We start from the raw sequence: 16,550 nt of genomic DNA, 5'->3' as shown, positions 1-16,550 counted from the left end.
GCGCAGGCCAAGTTGATGGCGGCCCGCATTCTCTGTGCGGCAGGTGTGCCGGCACTCGCGCGTTGGCGGAACTCGCAGCGACTGGCGATACTCATGTTCCACGGGGTGGAGGGTGAGCCGCTGTCGCCCCCCTGCGACTACGTGAATGACGCAGACACCCTGCGGCGCGAGCTGAGATACCTGCGTAGGCACTTCACTGTGCTCCCGTTGCAGGAGGCGCTGGAGCGACTCCGCGACGGCACACTACCCCGCCGCGCGGCGACGCTGACCTTCGACGACGGGACGCGCAACCTCGCGATCCATGCGGCGCCGGTCCTGCGGGACCTCGAACTGCCCGCCGCGGTCTTCCTCGCGACCGGGCCGATGGGAACAACGGAAGCACTGTGGCCCGATCGCCTGTGGATAGCCTTCTCGGGAACGACCGTGCCCGAGATCGACCTCACAGCACTCGGTTTCGGCGTGCGTTCGATTCGGGACCCCGATGACCGCGACCACACGCGGAACATGGTCGTCCAGCACTTCAAGCAGCTCCCGGATGCGGAGCGTGTCGCACGGGTCGACCAGCTGGTCGCCGCACTCGGGGCAGATTGCGACGCGGGCGGCGGACCATTCGAGATGCTGTCCTGGGATGAAGCCCGCATTCTCGCCGGCGACGGCCGGGTGTCGCTCTACCCGCACACCGTCACACACCCGATACTCGCACGCTGCTCCGATGAGAAGGTCGAGTTCGAGATCTCCGAGTCGTGTCGGACCGTGGCGCGCGAGACGGGCTTCGCGCCGACGATTTTCGCCTATCCGAACGGCGGCGAAAGTGACTTTGATCAGCGCGCGAAGGCGGTATTGCAGCGCAATGGCATTCCCTGGGCGCTTTCGACGACCCACGGCTTCGCCGACCGCCACTCGGATCCGCTTGCGCTGCCGCGACTGGCGGTCGGGCCCGACCCATCGTTGGCGCTGTTCCGGTTGAAGATATCCGGATTCAACCTGCGATGGGTTCACCTTTTCGCCGACAGGGTGCTACGGCGGGAAGGCGTCGAAGCGACCAGCGAGGTCGGCGCCTGCGGCTAAAGGGACAGTGCGCTACCGGCGGCGCGAAAACCGGTGTGGTAAACGATATCGGTGGAAGACGTGGGCTCCCGGTACACGCCTTCCTTGTAGTACACCTCGGTCGTACCGGGAATCAGGGTCCGAACGAAGTACGTATCGTCGCCATTGGCAAGAGTTTGCTGTATCCCGTTGAGCCACAGCCGGACCCATCCGCGATCATCCGACGATGACCAATGGATCGCCATCATCACGTCATGCCACCGCCCGACGTCCAACGGCGTGTCGAAAATCGACAACTGCCCGAGATATTCGTTCGGTGCGGACTGTTTCTCTATGGTCAGCGACCAGTACCCGTTCTTCATGCTTGTGGTCCAACTGACCGGTGGGCTGCCGCCGGCATAGGCGTGCCACTGATTGGTGACCGCCCATCCGAGATCCGCATGATTCGTCGGGTACGAAGGATCGAACCTGGTTGAGAATCGATACCACCTGGTCTGTCCTTCGACACCACCGGACACGGTGCCGCCCTGCACTTCTGAGCGCTCACCGCCTCCAAACGGGGGCACGTCGCCCGGGCGGACCTCGTAGCGGGCGACCTGCCCCTTGTCGGGGTCCTGCACGACCCGTGCGGAATACGTGGGCACGTAGTCGCTCGCACTGTCGTTGTACCCCCTGGCCTGTACGGTGGGCCACTGGGCGAAGTTTCCGGTGGAGTAGTCGCCGACGAACAGCGGCGCCGCGGACACGTTCGGGGCGAGTGACAGYGCAATGGCGACGGCCGTCGTGATCGGGGCGACTGCGCGTGAAACGCGCACGAAGTGCCTGCGGGTCATGAGGGAAGAAAAAGGAAATTGTTCACGTACCCGTGAGGCATGGCGTGCGGTACGAATTCGTCCGTCAGATAGCTCAATTGGTCTCGCTCCAAATCGAAATCCGCGATCGGATGCGTACCGTCCTCATCGAGGAAGAAACAGTCATAGCCCACCTCCACCAGCCGCCCGATCAGGTCCATCATCGGGGTTGCACGGTGCCGTTGCTCTATCTCGATGGCCAGCACCGGGCGGTGGTGCTCGATGGTCCGCCGGCCGCCGTCGACGACCTCGTCCTCGTGGCCTTCGACGTCGCACTTCACGAAACTCAGCGGCTGTTCATCGCGCTGCATCACACTGTCGAGTCTGCGCTTCTGCACCTGAACCGGGACGGAATCGTCATCAATGCCGGCGCGGAGACTGGCCAGGGCATCGATGGCCATCCGGTGGTATCGGGGAACCCGCAGAGTTGCCTCGCCGTCACTGTCGGACAGCGCCACCGGATGTACGCTGATATTGGGTCTGCTCATCGACAGTGCGGTCAGGCGCTCGACGTTCCCGGGATACGGTTCGAACGAATGGACGCGGCCATCCGGTCCGACCTGCCGAGACATCATCCAGGTATAGACACCACGGTTGGCTCCGATGTCGAGAACCGATTGACCGGGCCGCACGAACCTGCGTACGACATCACGGAGCCGGTCGCGCTGCAACTGCAGTTTGAGTCCGCGCAATTTCACACTCAGCCGTGGATCTATCGTATCGACGCGTCGTTCAAGGAGATTCATGTCTGGCGCCTCCGGCCGGTTGTGGTTTGGGGGACGAGCTGCTGCTGGTCACCACTTCGTAGCGAGACGTGGCCGCCCGTGACCCGCCCAGCGCCCTCCGCTCGACGCGAAAGCGGAGGCGAGGCTTCTGGATGACCGTCCACGTGAGCGTCTCGGTGTGATTGCCGAAGCTGCGCTTCAGCCGGTTCTCACCGGCCATGAAGTCATAGGTTTCGGCGCCTTCCTGCCACGCTCGTTTGATGGCGAGCGCGTGAGCGACGACACCGGGCCGCTCGTGTGCCTCCGGCTGGATGAACCCGCTCTGGTAGGCGTATACGCGATTGCCGCGCCGGAAGTTGTAGAGGACACCGAGCGTACGGTCGCCGCTGCGAAGGCGTAGCAGCTGGACGGCTCCTTCGGCGAACGCACGCTCGATGAGGCGTTCATGGAAGTGTTCGAAGAACGGGTGGACAAAAGCGTGTGGCAGGTTGCGCCGCTCCCACCACGGGACGTGGAGTTCTTTGAGAGTCCGGAAAAAGGCGAGCGCCTCGGTTTCGTCGGCTGCCGCTTCGAGGGTGACCGGTTCCAGCTTGCGCATCGCGCGCCGTAGCTGCGACCGGGCGTTGGCGCTGAGAATGGCGGTGATGTCACCTTGACTGGCCGACAGGGGCCGCAGGTCCACCGCGAAGGAGAGCTCCGGGGCCTCCTCCCGGACCAGTCCCAGCGCCTCCACCAGGGAAACCGGCGGGGGCGCCGAGATCCCGGGGAAGCTGATCTCATCGACTTCCTTGGTGGCGCAGAAGGCCTGCATCAGCCCCTCCCAACCGACCTCCGGGTCGGCCAGCAATCCGTTGTGTTCGAGGAAGATGCAGTCCAGTCGTGGATCTCCGGTGGCATTGAGGATCCAGCGGCGTGCTCTGACTATCCGGTGCCGGCGTATCTGGGCGTCTCCGAGTACAGCCAGCGCCACCGTCCGTCCATCCGCCGTCCCCCGTAGCAGGTGCGGTCGTGCGTCCGCAGGGACCGTTTCGAGCAGGGTGCCGATCCAGTTCCAGGTCAGGAAGAACGACGGTGATGCCTGCATTTCGAGTCGGCGCCATTCCCGCTCAAGTTCGTCGAGCGCACCGATGGGCTCGATGTTGAAGACGACGTCGCTCTGCCCCGTCCTGCGGATGCTGCACTGCAGAATTCTGAGCGGTTGCTCGCCGGGCGCCGTTGTCCGTTCCGGGCTCGACCCTTGCGGGTATGTTCCCCGGCTCACCAGGGCACACATGTCAGCTCGCTGTACAGGTAGTCGATCTGCTCGGGGGCCAGGCTGGTACTGAGGTACAGCTTTGGCCAGCCGTCGTACTTGACTGACAGATGAGGCTTGTAGTCCACCAATCGCAGCTCGGCCAGCGTCGCCACGAGTCGGTACCGGAGCAGCAGATGACGGGCCAGCGGGAACAGCGAACGATGGAACAAACCGGGATTGCTGACATGCAGGATCTGCGCCACCGGCTTCCTCCCGTACGTCGCCTCCCGCCAGATGACGTAGCAGTAGTCCTCGTCGCGGATCAGCACGAGGTGGCGAGCCGCCATCGCCTTCGCGTGGTCGCCATAGAGCGCCAGTTGGGCTCCGGTGAGCGTGCGGCCGATGACAACGGGGTCGGCGCTCACCTTCGTCTGCCCCGGAAGAGCCGGCCAGGGCACGTGCGGAATGACCGCCGCGGTCGTGTCGAGGGCACGGAATCCCAACCAGGCGAGGATCTCCTGTGATCCGGTGTCGGGTGTCAGGACGGTGAAGCTGTAACCCTCCTGGCCCAGCAGTGCCTTGAGCAGGGATATGCTCCACGACCGATAGTCCGGCAGCACGCACCACGATCCCATGTTGCAAAACCGCTCCGACCGTCCGCTCATCAGACGTTCCGAATAGAGCGCCAACAACGCACCGACGACACGCTGTCCGTCGCGCAGCATGAATCCGTGATTGGGTGCTGCCACATTCCATGACATCGGCGCGCATGCCTCGGCCCAGGGCACCTGGTCGTTGAGATTCGCATGCAGGAAGTCGGCGACCTCCGAAAGGTCCTCGGCCGCGATCGGTTTCATTTCGACAGCGCCTCGAACCCCTTTGGCCAGCAGCGCCGCCGGCCGACTCACATCTCCGTGGATCTCGTCCATACCTGGCTGGTTCTCCTCTCCGACTGTTAGGGCTGGATGTGCGCGCGCGGTCAGGCGGGAAGATCGATCTCGTGGTGCCCGCTGGCCACGCTGGTTGCCGGTTCCCCGTCGGGTCCCGGCGCGGGTGCATCGCAGTTGGCACGCCACCATGCCTGCCCGGATGCCGGCAGGCTGCCGATCGGATCGTAGAACGGGTAGACGCGGCTCAAAGCGTCGGCATCGGATTGATCCAGCCCGGTGCGGTAGTTCTTGTTCCAATACGAAATGCCGAGTTCGCGATCGTATTTCACCATCTGATGCACCCAGCGCTTGCCCACAAAGGGCACGTCGCACACGAGCCGGGGAGTGGCGAACCCCGGCAGGTAGCCCATGATCGCCAGTTGCAGCTGCTGGGCCTCGCCCAACGAGGTGCGCCAGTGCTCCGCGTGCGGGATCATGTCGCAGAGGTAGAAGTAGTACGGCACGATGTTGGCTTCGCCCTGCAGGGCGAAGCACAGATCGAGCAGGTCGTCGGCGGTGGCGTTCACGCCCCGCATCAGCACGCCCTGGTTGCGAACGTCCCGTAGGCCGGCGTCGATCAGAGCCCGCGCCGCCGTCGCGACCAGAGGCGTCACCGACTGCACGTGGTTGATGTGGGTGTGCAGCGCCAGGTTCACTCCACGCGCCGCCGCCGTCCGCGCGAGACGATTGATCCCGTCGACGACCTTGGGCTGCAGCCAGTGTTGCGGGAGGGCGGCCAGCGCCTTGGTGGCCAGCCGGATGTCGCGGATGGTGTCGATCTCCAGGAGCTGCGCGATGAACGCCTCCAGGCGCGGCCAGGGGACATTGGCGAGATCCCCACCGGACACCACGACGTCACGCACGGTGGGTGTGACCCGCAGATAGGTGAGCATGCGGTCCTGCCGGTCGGCCGACAGAAGGGGCAGGGTGGACTTGGTGACCGCCGGCGTGGACTTGCCGACCAGATCCATGCGGGTGCAATGCCCGCAGTACTGCGGGCAGGTGGACACCAGTTCGGCGAGTACCTTGGTCGGGTACCTGTGGGTCAGCCCCTCCACCACCCACATATCAGCCTCGTGCAGCGAGTCACGTTCGGCGTAGGGGTGTGAGACCCATTCCGGATCGCGGTCGCTGAGCACCGGCAGCATGTAACGCCGGATGGGATCGGYATAGAAGGCCTCGGTGATACTCCGGCGTTCCGGCCCGCAGTGCGGAGCCATGGTGTTGAGCATCTGCGGAGGCAACAACATCTGCATGGTGGCGCGCTGCTGCTGGTCGGCGATCAGGTCGGCATAGAAACGATCGTCGAGCAGATGCCCCATCACAGCCCGGAGTTGCGCGATGTTCTTGACCGAATGTGCGCGCTGCCATTGCGGATCCTGCCACTGTGCCTCGGTGACCGCAGCCCAGCCCGGGTAACGACGCCAGTCCGGTTCGGCCAGCTCCTTGCGGGTGTAGACATACGGCTGATCGGTTGCGGCGGTGAAGTGCGCTGTTTCGCTGGACATTTCAGTACGCCCCGCCATGCCGGAACACCGCGCGCAGGGTCTTGGTGATGATCAGGAGATCGCCGGCCATCGACCAGTTGTCGACGTAGGAGAGATCAAGGCGGATCGCGTCCTCCCACGCCAGATCGGATCGGCCGCTGACCTGCCAGAGCCCCGTGATGCCAGGCTTGACCAGCAGTCGGCGCAGAGAATCACTGTCGTCCTCCTCGTCCTGAATCCAGAAGAGGGGCCGCGGTCCGACCACGCTCATGTCGCGGCGCAGGACGTTGATGAACTGTGGCAACTCATCGATGCTGAACCGTCTGAGTATTCGCCCGACCGGCGTCACCCGCGGATCATTCTTGATCTTGAAAAGCTGCCCGTCGCACTCGTTGCTTCCCATCAGGTTGACGAGCTTCTTGTCGGCGTCCTGCACCATCGTCCGCAGCTTCAGCATGCGAAATGATTTACCGGCGAATCCGATTCGTTCCGACGAATAGAAGACAGGTCCGGGACTGGTCACCTTGATGGCGGCCGCGGCGATCAGCAGGACCGGCAGCGCGGCGGTCAGCGCGGCGGCGGCAAAGCAGAGATCGAAGGCCCTCTTCTGGAAGCGTTCGGCACCCCGATACTGCGGCTTCTCGATGTGCAGCAGCGGGAGGCCGGCGACGGGCAGCATGGTCAGCCGGGAACCCGCGACATCCGTCACTCCCGGGGAAACCAGGAGCTCGACGCCGAGGGGCTCCAGCTTCCAGATGAGCTTGCGAATCTGCTGAACTCCGAGATGCTCGGTGCCGACGACCGCCAGTGTGTCCGCGCCGTACGAGCGGATCAGTGTCTCCAAGGTGGCCAGATCACAGCTGCCGCCGCCGACGATGGGTATCTGTTCGCCACGGACCAGCAAGTGCTGGTCGGGGAATGCCCGGCTGCCCGGAATGCAGGCACCCACGAAACGGAATCCGTCCGCCGGGCGCCGGGTGAGTTCGTTGGCCAGGTTGGTGACCGCCTCGGTGTTCCCGACCGCGAACACGGTGTTCTGGTAGCTGCCATCGGTTCGCTTGCGCGCCACGTACCGCCGCGCCAGCCACCTGCTCAGCACCAATCCGAAAATGCCCGCCGGGAGTGCCACCGCGAGGTAACCGCGGGCGATCTCGAGGTGGAAGATGTACTCGGTCATCGCGATGGCCCCGAATGTCCAGATGGACGCCTCGACGGCGCGCCGGTACTCCTCGAGACCCCTGCCGATGATCCGTGTGCACCTGGCTCGGAATCCAGCCAGCAGCGACAACCAGATGATGACGGTCAGGACTGAACACGCAGTGGCATAGCGATTCTCGTGTCCGGTGACGAAGGGCGGCAGGCCGAAGCGGACGTACTGCGCGAATGCCACTGCAACGCATACCACGATGGCATCGGTGATGCGCAGATTGGCGGCGTAACGCTGTTGCCAGCGCGGACGCGTGAGATCCGTGGCCGGCGACCGCTCGGCGTCGAGATCCGCGCCCTGCCTGCCGTTGATGACCTCGACGCGCTCATCGGCGGTGCTTCCCGGCATACTCATGATGCGCGGATCTCCTGCATCGTGGCCATGTGCCACTCGATGGTGCGGGCGAGCCCATCCTGCAGCTCCACCTGAGGGTTCCAGCCGAGCAGTTCGCGCGCCCGGGTGATGTCGGGCTTGCGGCGCGTCGGGTCGTCTTCGGGTAATGGGTGCCGCTCGATCGTGGATGACGAACCGATGAGTTCGCAGACCAGCTCAGCGATCTGGCTCACGGTGAGCTCGGCCGGGTTGCCGAGGTTGATCGGCCCCTGCAGATCCGAGTCGAGCATCGCCACCAGGCCGCGGACCAGGTCGTCCACGTAGCACAGGCTCCGGGTCTGGGTACCGTCTCCGAAGACGGTCAACGGTGCGCATCGCAGTGCCTGGTCGATGAAGTTGGTCACGACCCGTCCGTCGTCGGGGCGCATCCCCGGGCCATAGGTGTTGAAGATACGCACGATTCCGGTGTTCACCCCGCATGCGGTGCGGTAGGCGGTGGTCAACGATTCCGCGTAGCGCTTCGCCTCGTCGTAGACACTGCGCGGGCCGAGTGGATTGACATTGCCCCAGTAGTCCTCGGACTGCGGATGCACCAGCGGGTCACCGTAAACCTCGCTGGTCGACGCCAGCACGAAGCGTGCCGATTGTGCCAGGGCGAAGTCGAGCGCGTTCCGGGTGCCTTCCGAGCCGGTACGCAGGGTGAAGATCGGCCGCTCCAGGTAAGCCGGTGGTGAGGCCGGGCTGGCCAGGTGCACGACCCCATCGACGTCGTCGATGATGGAGATCGGTTCCAGCACAGTGCCTTCGATGAAGGTGAACAAGGGTGAGGTGAAGAGGTGTTCGAGGTTCGTGCGGCGCCCGGTCGACAGATCGTCGATGCAGTACACGGTGTCCCCACGCCCGATCAGTACGGTGCACAGGTTCGATCCGAGGAACCCGGCTCCTCCAGTGACGAGAATCCTCATGAGTGTTGTCCTCTGCTGTCCGGATGGGTCCGATCATGGAAAGTCGTCATTGGCAGCCCAGACCGCGATAGGTCCAGCCCGCTGCGCGCCAGGTCTCGGGATCGAGGCAGTTACGCGCGTCGATGATGCATCGGGATCTGGTGACAGCGGCGAGTTCCTGTGGCTGGAGCCGGCGGAACTCTTCCCACTCGGTGAGCACGAGCACGGCGTCGGCCTCCATGCAGGCCTCGACGGCCGAGAACGCAAAGTTGAGTGCCGGGAACGACTTCCGGGAATTGTCCATCGCCTTGGGGTCGTACACGGTGACATCCGCGCCCTCCGAACGGATCTGGTCGGCAACGGCCAGTGCGGGTGAATCGCGGATGTCGTCGGTGTTCGGTTTGAATGCCGAGCCCAGAATTCCGACCCGTGCCCCGGCCAGCGATCCGCACTCCTCCCGGGCCATGGCGACGACCCGGGTACGGCGCCGGATGTTGATGTTGTCGATCTCGCGCAGAAAATTGAGGGATTCGCCTACGCCCAGTTCGGTGGCGCGGGAGATGAACGCGCGGATGTCCTTCGACAGGCACCCGCCGCCAAATCCGAGCCCGGCGTTGAGGAAGCGACGTCCGATGCGATCGTCGTACCCGATCACATCGGCGAGCGATGTGATGTCAGCCGACGCCGCCTCAYACACTTCGGCAATCGCGTTGATGAACGAGATCTTCGTGGCGAGGAACGCGTTGGCCGCGACCTTCGCCAGTTCGGCGGTTTCGAGATTTGTCACCAGGAACGGGATGCCCTCCTGCAGAAGTGGGGCATACAGCTCCCTGATGGTCTCCTCCGACCGGAGATCGTGGCGATCCTCCAGGCCCAACACGATCCGGTCCGGATGCAGGGTGTCGTTGATCGCGAACCCCTCCCTGAGGAATTCCGGATTCCAGGTCAGCCTCACATCGTCACCGGCAGGAGCGGTCCGGCGCACACGGTCGGCCAGCCGCTGGGCTGTTCCGACGGGCACCGTCGACTTGCCGACGATGAGCGCGGGCCGGTTCAGGTGGCGGCACAGGGAGTCGATCGCCGCGTCGACATAGGACAGGTCGGCACCCGCGTCCCGCTTGTTCTGCGGAGTACCGACGGTGATGAAATGGATATCAGCGAATTCTGCTGCCTCGGCGAGTGATTCGGTGAATCCGAGTCGGCCTGAAGCCATACCTTCTTGAACGAGGGCGTCCAGTCCCGGCTCGAAGAACGGCAGCGCGCCGGATCGGAGCCTGGCCACCTTGTCCGGATCGATATCGGCGGTCAGCACGCTGTGCCCGAGTTGTGCCAGGCATGCGGCATGTGTCGTCCCCAGGTACCCGGCTCCGATTACGGCGACCTTCACGTCAGATCCCCCATTCAGGCCGCGGCTCGGACACCGGTACGGATTCCGAACAGTGAGGCGGCCGATCAATGTCAGCAGGCTGGCTGCACGAACGCCCGTGACGAGCACCATGTCGAGTCATTCCGTGAAGCACATGCTCACTATTGTTTGCTGGCCGCCGGCAGTACATGGACCATAGGAACGATATTTCCGATGAATCGATGCCCAGTCCCTGGATTAACCTGCGCAGCCTTCGTGTTCTCCGCCGTCGTGCGCGTGGCGGCCTCCGGTGCAGGTTGTGCAGACGTTTTCTGGGCTGGTGTGACGCTTTAAGCGCAGTTGCGCGCTGGTTCGAGGGTCCAGAGCCGGCCCATCCCGGTGGTCTTGAGGAACTAGACCCAGTGGTAATCGAGAACTAGCCCTCGATTCACCGGTGGGTGTTGCGGGACCTTGCGCGAACCGCGATGTCGGCGAAAACGCCTATACGCGTTCCTGTTCCGCGATCAAGCCACTAGCGAAACTCGCCGCTTCCTCGTACTCTTCGGGACAGAAGAGACTTCTCATCGATCTTCGACCCGTGTGCAGGCCATGCCAATTAGTCGGCACACCAACATAACCGGACGTGGGGGCGGCCATCCGATGTACTCCGACGCTTACGACCCGCTCGACGGCATTGCGATCATCGGCATGGCCGGACGCTTTCCGGACTCGCCGAACGTCTCCGCGCTGTGGCAGAACCTGCTCGCCCGCCGCGAATGCATCACTCACTTCGGTTCCGATGATCTGGAACGCCCTCGGGGCGAAGACGCGGAGGCGCAGACGCGCCCGAACTACGTGCGTGCGCGGGGTGTATTGGGCGGCGTCGACGAATTCGACGAGGAGTTCTTCGGCTTCACGCCGAAGGAGGCCGCGATCGTCGATCCGCAGCAACGGCTGTTCCTGCAGGCCGCCTGGGAGGCGATCGAGCAGGCCGGCCACGACGCCCAACGGTTCAGCGGTCCTATCGGTGTCTTCGCCGGCGCCACGACCAGCAGCTATTACCTGCAGAATCTGCTGTCGCGCAACGATATAACCGATCCGCTCGGCCCGATCATGGTCATGCTGGGCAACTCGAACGACTACGTCGCGACGCGGGTGTCCTACAAGTTCGACCTCAAGGGACCCGCCCTGAACATCCAGAACGCCTGCTCGACCTCATTGGTCGCGGTGTGCACCGCGGTGCAGAGCCTGCAGACCTATCAGTGCGATATGGCGCTCGCGGGTGGGGTGTCGATCATGCTGCCGCAGCGGCGGGGTTATCTGCATGAGGAAGGCTCGATCCTGGCCGCGGACGGCCACTGCCGACCGTTCGATCGCGATGCAGCCGGCACGGTGTCCAGTAACGGACTCGGCGTCGTGGTGCTCCGCCGGCTACGCGACGCGATCGAGGACGGCGACACCATCTATGCGGTCGTGAAGGGATCGGCGCTCAACAACGACGGAAACGCCAAAGTCGGCTTCACCGCGCCGAGCGTCGACGGACATGCCCGGGTGATCTCCATGGCCCAGATGCTCGGCGGTATCGATCCAGCGACGATCTCCTACGTCGAAGCCCACGGCACCGGCACGGCGCTCGGCGACCCGATCGAGATCGCCGGGCTGACCCAGGCGTTCCGCGCGGGGGGAGCCGAAGAGAACGGTTTCTGCGCGATCGGTTCGGTCAAGTCGAACATCGGTCACCTGGATGTCGCCGCCGGTGTCGCGGGACTGATCAAGACAACCCTCGCGCTACACCACCGGGTACTGCCCGCGAGCATCAACTTCGAATCACCGAATCCGAAGCTCGGCATCGAGAGCACGCCGTTCTTCGTCAATGCCGATGAACGCCGCTGGCCCGAGGGGCCGACGCCACGTCGCGCCGGCGTCAGCTCGTTCGGCCTCGGTGGGACCAACGCGCACGTCGTGCTCGAAGAAGCGCCCGGCGCGCAACCGGTGCCACCGGCTTCCCGCCCCGCGCAACTGGTGGTGTTGTCGGCACGCGATGCGCAGGCCCTCGACCGGGCCGCACAGAATCTCAAGGACCACCTCGAACAGGACACGGGCGCCGATCTCGCCGACACCGCGTACACCCTGCAGGTCGGGCGGCGGCGCTTCGGCCACCGGCGCGCAATGGTGTGCCGCGACCGCGACGATGCGATCGCCCTACTGAACTCCGCCGATCCGCGGCGTGTGCACGACGTCAGCGGACACGCCGAGGCATCGGGTGGGGTCGCGTTCATGTTCCCGGGTCAGGGTTCGCAGTACGTCGACATGGGCCGTGGGCTCTACGAGTCGGAGCCGCTGTTCACAGAGACGATGGACGGGTGCGCGCGGGTATTGCGGTCGGAGACCGGAGTCGATCTGCTCGGGGTGCTGTACCCGCCTGACTCGGATCGCGGCGGCGCACACGCGCAGCTGAGCCAGACCGCCATCACGCAGCCGGCGCTCTTCGCGGTCGAATACGCGCTGGCGCAGGTATGGATGTCCTGGGGTGTGCAGCCCACCGCGATGATCGGTCACAGCATCGGTGAACTCGTCGCCGCCTGCATCGGCGGCACCTTCTCGCGCGACGAGGCACTGCTGCTGGTGGCTGCCCGCGCGCGCCTGATGGGCAGCATGCCGGCAGGAGCGATGCTGGGTGTGCGTGCACCCGCGGATCTGGTCAGCGCCGAGCTGACTCCCGATGTGGCGATCGCGGCGTTCAACGGACCCAGACACACCGTGGTCTCGGGCCCGCATGACGCCATCGCCGCCTTCGAGGCGAGGCTGGCCGCGATCGGTGTCGCACACCGGCGTCTGCACACCTCACATGCGTACCACTCGCCGATGATGGAGCCCGCGGTGCAGCCGTTCGCCGACCTCGTCGCCGGGATATCCCGCACGGCACCGACATTGCGCTGGATCTCCAGCCTCACCGGCCGGCCGATCACCGATGACCAAGCGTGCGATCCCCACTACTGGGCACGGCAGTTGCGCGAACCGGTGCAGTTCGCGAGCGGAGTGGGCGCGCTCGTCGATCCGCGAATCGCGCTCCTCGAGGTCGGTCCGGGCCAGACGCTCACGATGTTGGCTCGCCAGCATGAGCGACGACTGCCCGAACAGCTGATCACCACATCGCTGTCTCCCGGTCAGGACTGGGAGTCGGACACCGAATGCCTGCTTGCGGCCGCGGGGCGGCTCTGGTCACGTGATGTGGACATCGACTGGCAGCGTCTGCACGGAGGGCCGCGTCGGCGCGTACCGCTGCCCACCTACCCCTTCCGGCGCCGTCGGCACTGGGTCGACCCGAGCCCGGACAGCGAACCGGCCCAGGTCGTCGCGCAGCGCAGCCCGGCACCGAATCCGACTGCACCCCTGATGGTCCCGTCTGACCCCGGGAATCGGGCGACCACCCTGCTGGCCCATCTGCACACGGTGTTCGTAGAGCTCTCCGGGGTCGACCGGTCGGATCTGAGGCCGGGAGCGAGCTTCCTGCAGATGGGCTTCGACTCGCTGTTTCTCACCCAGGCCGCCAACGCATTACAGAAGCAGTTCGCGACGAAGATCACCGTCCGCACGCTGGTCGAGGAGGCGCCGACGTTCGACCTGCTGGTCGAGCACATCCTGCCGGTGTTGTCCGATGACGCGGCAGAACTCACCGCCGCGMCCGTCACACCAGCCCCGGTCCCGGCACCGGTACGCGCGCCGGCGGTGGGGATGACCGATCAACAACAGCACCGAATGGCGGCGCTGATCGAACGACACCATTGGCAGGAGACGGCCGGTCCGGCCATCCCCGTGCATTCCTCGGGTGCGTACCTGCAGGATGCCGGCGGGCGGGATCACATCGACCTCACCAACGGCGGCGGTGCGATCCTCTTCGGCCACAACCCGCCCTTCATCCGCGGGGTCATCGAGCGCCAGTACGAATCCTGTGGCGACGGGGGACCGGCGAGGGCATCGGCGACCGAGGTCGCGGAGCTCGTGTGCGGGATGGTCGGAATGCAGCGTGCTGCGTGCTGCCACAACGAATCCGAGGCCATTGCGGCCGCCGTCCGGCTGGCGCGGTCGCGGTCGGGGCGCGAGGCGATCGTGACGTTCACCGGCGCCGACCACGGAGCGGCTGCCGGGTTGAGCGGTGACACGGTCATCCTCGAGTACGGCGGCGCGGAGACGCTCGACACGATCCGGTCGTTGAACGGGCAGCTCGCGGCGGTCCTGGTCGAGTCGGTACCGGGGCGCAGTGGCGGGCTTGTGTCACGGGAGTTCCTGAGCGGCCTGCGCGAGGTGACCGAGGAAACCGGCTCCGCACTGATCCTCGATGAGATCCTTTCGGGATTTCGCACCCATCCGGGCGGCACCCAGGCGCTGCTGGGGGTGCGCGCCGATATCGCCGTCTACGGCGGCGCGGTCGGCGCCGGCCTGCCGATCGGGATCGTCGCGGGCAGCGCGAGATACCTTGACGATTCGTCTTCCGGTGGCTCTCCACTGGCCTTGGCGGCGGCACGTGCGGTACTGCAACGACTGCACGAGGACGGCCCCGCACTGCAGCGCGAACTGAACCAGCGCACCACGGCTTTCGTCGATCGGCTGAGAAGCGTCATCGCCGAACTCGGTGCGCCGGTGGTTATCCGGCACTTCTCGTCATGGTTCGACGTATCGTTTCCGGCCGAACTGCCACTCGCACCGCTGTACCACGCCCTGATGCGGGCGCGCGGTGTGCACACCCGGGAAGGCCGGCCCGGATTCCTGACGCTCGCGCACAGCGATGCCGATCTCGACGGCATCGTCGCGGCATTCGGGGAGAGCCTCATGGAGATGCGGGCCGCCGGTCTCCTGCCCGAGCGTGCCGCGAAACCGCGCAAGGGCCGCGATGCCCGCGGCAGGGAAGCGTGGTTCGTGCCCGATCCGGACCGTCCGGGCAAATATCTGCAGGTGGTTGGTCCCAGTGTCGGGGAGGAGATGACGCATGAATGAGGTGCTGGATCGCTACGAGCTGTCACCGATGCAGGAGAGCATGCTGTTTCAGGCTCTGAGTGCACCCGGAGATGGCGCCAATATCGAGCATGTCGTCATCACGGTGAGCGAGGAACTCGATGTCGCGCTGTTCGAACAGGCCATGGGGCAGGTGATGCAGCGACATTCGGTCATGCGCACCCGCTTCCGCTGGGTGGATGTGGGGGAGCCGTGCCAGGAAGTGCTGGCGCATGCGCCGCTTGTCGCCACCACCGCCGACTGGCGGGATATGACGCCCGAGGCGGCCGACCAGCGCTTCGACGCACACGTGCGTGCCGACTGCCGCCAGGATTTCGACATGTCGCGGGCGCCCATGATGCGGCTGTTCATCGCCCGGCTGCCCGCGGGGAAAACCCGAATTCTGTGGACGTTTCACCACGCGTTGCTCGACGGGCGCTCCTACATCGTGTTGTACGAATGGTTCGCGTTCTACGAGGCTGCGCAGCGTGGGGAGTCGCTGTCATTGCCGCCTGCGCGCCCGTACCGTGACTACATCGAATGGCGTCGATCGATTGATTCCGTTGCCGCCCAGAATTTCTGGCGACACCGGCTGGGTGACTTCTGCACATCGACACCGTTCGGGATCGACGCAGCACGTCCCGTCGAGGACAGCGTCGCACCTGCGGGCACCTGTGAGCAGCGCCTGCCGAAGGCCCTGACCGATCAGCTACGCGCGGCGGCACACCGGGCGGAAGTCTCGATGAGCACGATGTTGCAGGCCGCCTGGTCGGTCTTGCTGCACCGCTACTCCGGGGAGACCGACATCGTGTTCGGCGTGACCCGCGCGGGCCGCATCACCGGCTTCGATGACGCCGACCGGATCACCGGCCTGTTCATCAACACCCTCCCGATGCGGGTGGGCATCGATGACAACGCGGAGATCACCCCGTGGCTACGCTCGCTGCGTGCTCAGCAGAGCGCACTGCGCCCCCATGAACAAACCCCACTGGCCACCGTGCAGGCCTGCTCCGGGGTCGCGCGTGGCGCGCCGCTGTTCGAGAGCGTGATCGTCTATGACCACCACACCCTCGACATGCAGATCCGGATGCCCGGACGGCATTTCGAGTATCGGGGGCAGACCAGCTTCCCCCTTGCGCTGATGGCCTACGGGGATGACGGCACCGGCGCGATGCTGCTGCGACTGGACTACTCGGCACAGCGTTTCTCCGGCGTGGCGATCGAGCGCATGCTCGGCCACCTGATTCATCTGCTGGCGCAGTTCGCCGACGAGGACATCACGCTCCTGAATGAACTCGATCCGCTGAGTGCTGCTGAGCGGGTGGTGTTGGTGGGTGATGGTGGGGTTCCGGTGGTGGTGACTCGTGATGTGACGTTGCATGGGGGTTTTGCGCGTCAGGTGGCGGTGCGTCCGGATGCGGTGGCGGTGTGTGCTGATGGTGTGGGTGGTCGGGTG

The 16,550-nt window shown here is 65.2% G+C and carries 11 protein-coding genes; 3 read left to right on the top strand and 8 right to left on the bottom strand.

Translation table 11 applies throughout. The features are described 5' to 3' along the window. Positions 1 to 198 precede the first annotated feature (198 nt). Positions 199 to 1,068: a polysaccharide deacetylase family protein gene (locus AC1DTF_RS15960; protein WP_477474789.1), complete on the top strand. Its 870-nt coding sequence runs from the start codon at positions 199 to 201 to the stop codon at positions 1,066 to 1,068. On the opposite strand, the gene AC1DTF_RS15955 is transcribed toward AC1DTF_RS15960, so the two are convergent. The 8 genes from AC1DTF_RS15955 to AC1DTF_RS15920 all read right to left on the bottom strand — a co-directional run bounded on the left by AC1DTF_RS15955 (position 1,065) and on the right by AC1DTF_RS15920 (position 10,144). Further along, positions 1,065 to 1,880 (bottom strand): polysaccharide lyase family 20 protein, encoded by an 816-nt coding sequence (locus AC1DTF_RS15955; protein ID WP_477474762.1) that lies wholly within the window; start codon positions 1,878 to 1,880, stop codon positions 1,065 to 1,067. The two genes, AC1DTF_RS15960 and AC1DTF_RS15955, sit on opposite strands and share 4 nt — an antisense overlap. Then, a complete protein-coding gene (locus tag AC1DTF_RS15950) occupies positions 1,877 to 2,644 on the bottom strand; it encodes an FkbM family methyltransferase (RefSeq protein WP_477474761.1) in 768 nt (255 codons plus the stop codon). The genes AC1DTF_RS15955 and AC1DTF_RS15950 overlap by 4 nt, the downstream gene beginning before the upstream one ends. Continuing rightward, positions 2,631 to 3,896, bottom strand: a complete 1,266-nt coding sequence (locus AC1DTF_RS15945) for a GNAT family N-acetyltransferase (RefSeq protein WP_477474760.1) — start codon at positions 3,894 to 3,896, stop codon at positions 2,631 to 2,633. The genes AC1DTF_RS15950 and AC1DTF_RS15945 overlap by 14 nt, the downstream gene beginning before the upstream one ends. Beyond that, positions 3,881 to 4,714 (bottom strand): hypothetical protein, encoded by an 834-nt coding sequence (locus AC1DTF_RS15940; protein WP_477474759.1) that lies wholly within the window; start codon positions 4,712 to 4,714, stop codon positions 3,881 to 3,883. Before AC1DTF_RS15940 ends, AC1DTF_RS15945 begins: the two co-directional genes overlap by 16 nt. Positions 4,715 to 4,836: 122 nt before the next feature. Next, on the bottom strand, positions 4,837 to 6,294 hold the full coding sequence (locus tag AC1DTF_RS15935) for a KamA family radical SAM protein (protein ID WP_477474758.1): 1,458 nt from the start codon (positions 6,292 to 6,294) through the stop codon (positions 4,837 to 4,839). Between the two features lies 1 nt (position 6,295). Next, complete coding sequence (locus AC1DTF_RS15930) at positions 6,296 to 7,834, bottom strand: sugar transferase (protein ID WP_057170936.1); 1,539 nt, start codon at positions 7,832 to 7,834, stop codon at positions 6,296 to 6,298. Further along, positions 7,831 to 8,778: a UDP-glucuronic acid decarboxylase family protein gene (locus tag AC1DTF_RS15925; protein WP_477474757.1), complete on the bottom strand. Its 948-nt coding sequence runs from the start codon at positions 8,776 to 8,778 to the stop codon at positions 7,831 to 7,833. The genes AC1DTF_RS15930 and AC1DTF_RS15925 overlap by 4 nt, the downstream gene beginning before the upstream one ends. A gap of 46 nt (positions 8,779 to 8,824) precedes the next feature. Beyond that, positions 8,825 to 10,144, bottom strand: coding sequence for a UDP-glucose dehydrogenase family protein (locus AC1DTF_RS15920; protein ID WP_477474756.1), 1,320 nt, complete (start codon positions 10,142 to 10,144; stop codon positions 8,825 to 8,827). A gap of 618 nt (positions 10,145 to 10,762) precedes the next feature. On the opposite strand from AC1DTF_RS15920, the gene AC1DTF_RS15915 reads away from it, so the two are divergent. Together AC1DTF_RS15915 and AC1DTF_RS15910 are read left to right on the top strand one after the other, a co-directional pair. Then, a complete protein-coding gene (locus tag AC1DTF_RS15915; protein WP_477474755.1) occupies positions 10,763 to 15,097 on the top strand; it encodes a type I polyketide synthase in 4,335 nt (1,444 codons plus the stop codon). Then, a partial coding sequence (locus tag AC1DTF_RS15910; protein ID WP_477474754.1) for a condensation domain-containing protein occupies positions 15,090 to 16,550 on the top strand: 1,461 nt, incomplete at its 3' end. The genes AC1DTF_RS15915 and AC1DTF_RS15910, both read left to right, overlap by 8 nt.

This window comes from Mycobacterium sp. P4_H6, assembly GCF_056400845.1.
This window is presented reverse-complemented; position numbering and strand designations above follow the sequence as displayed.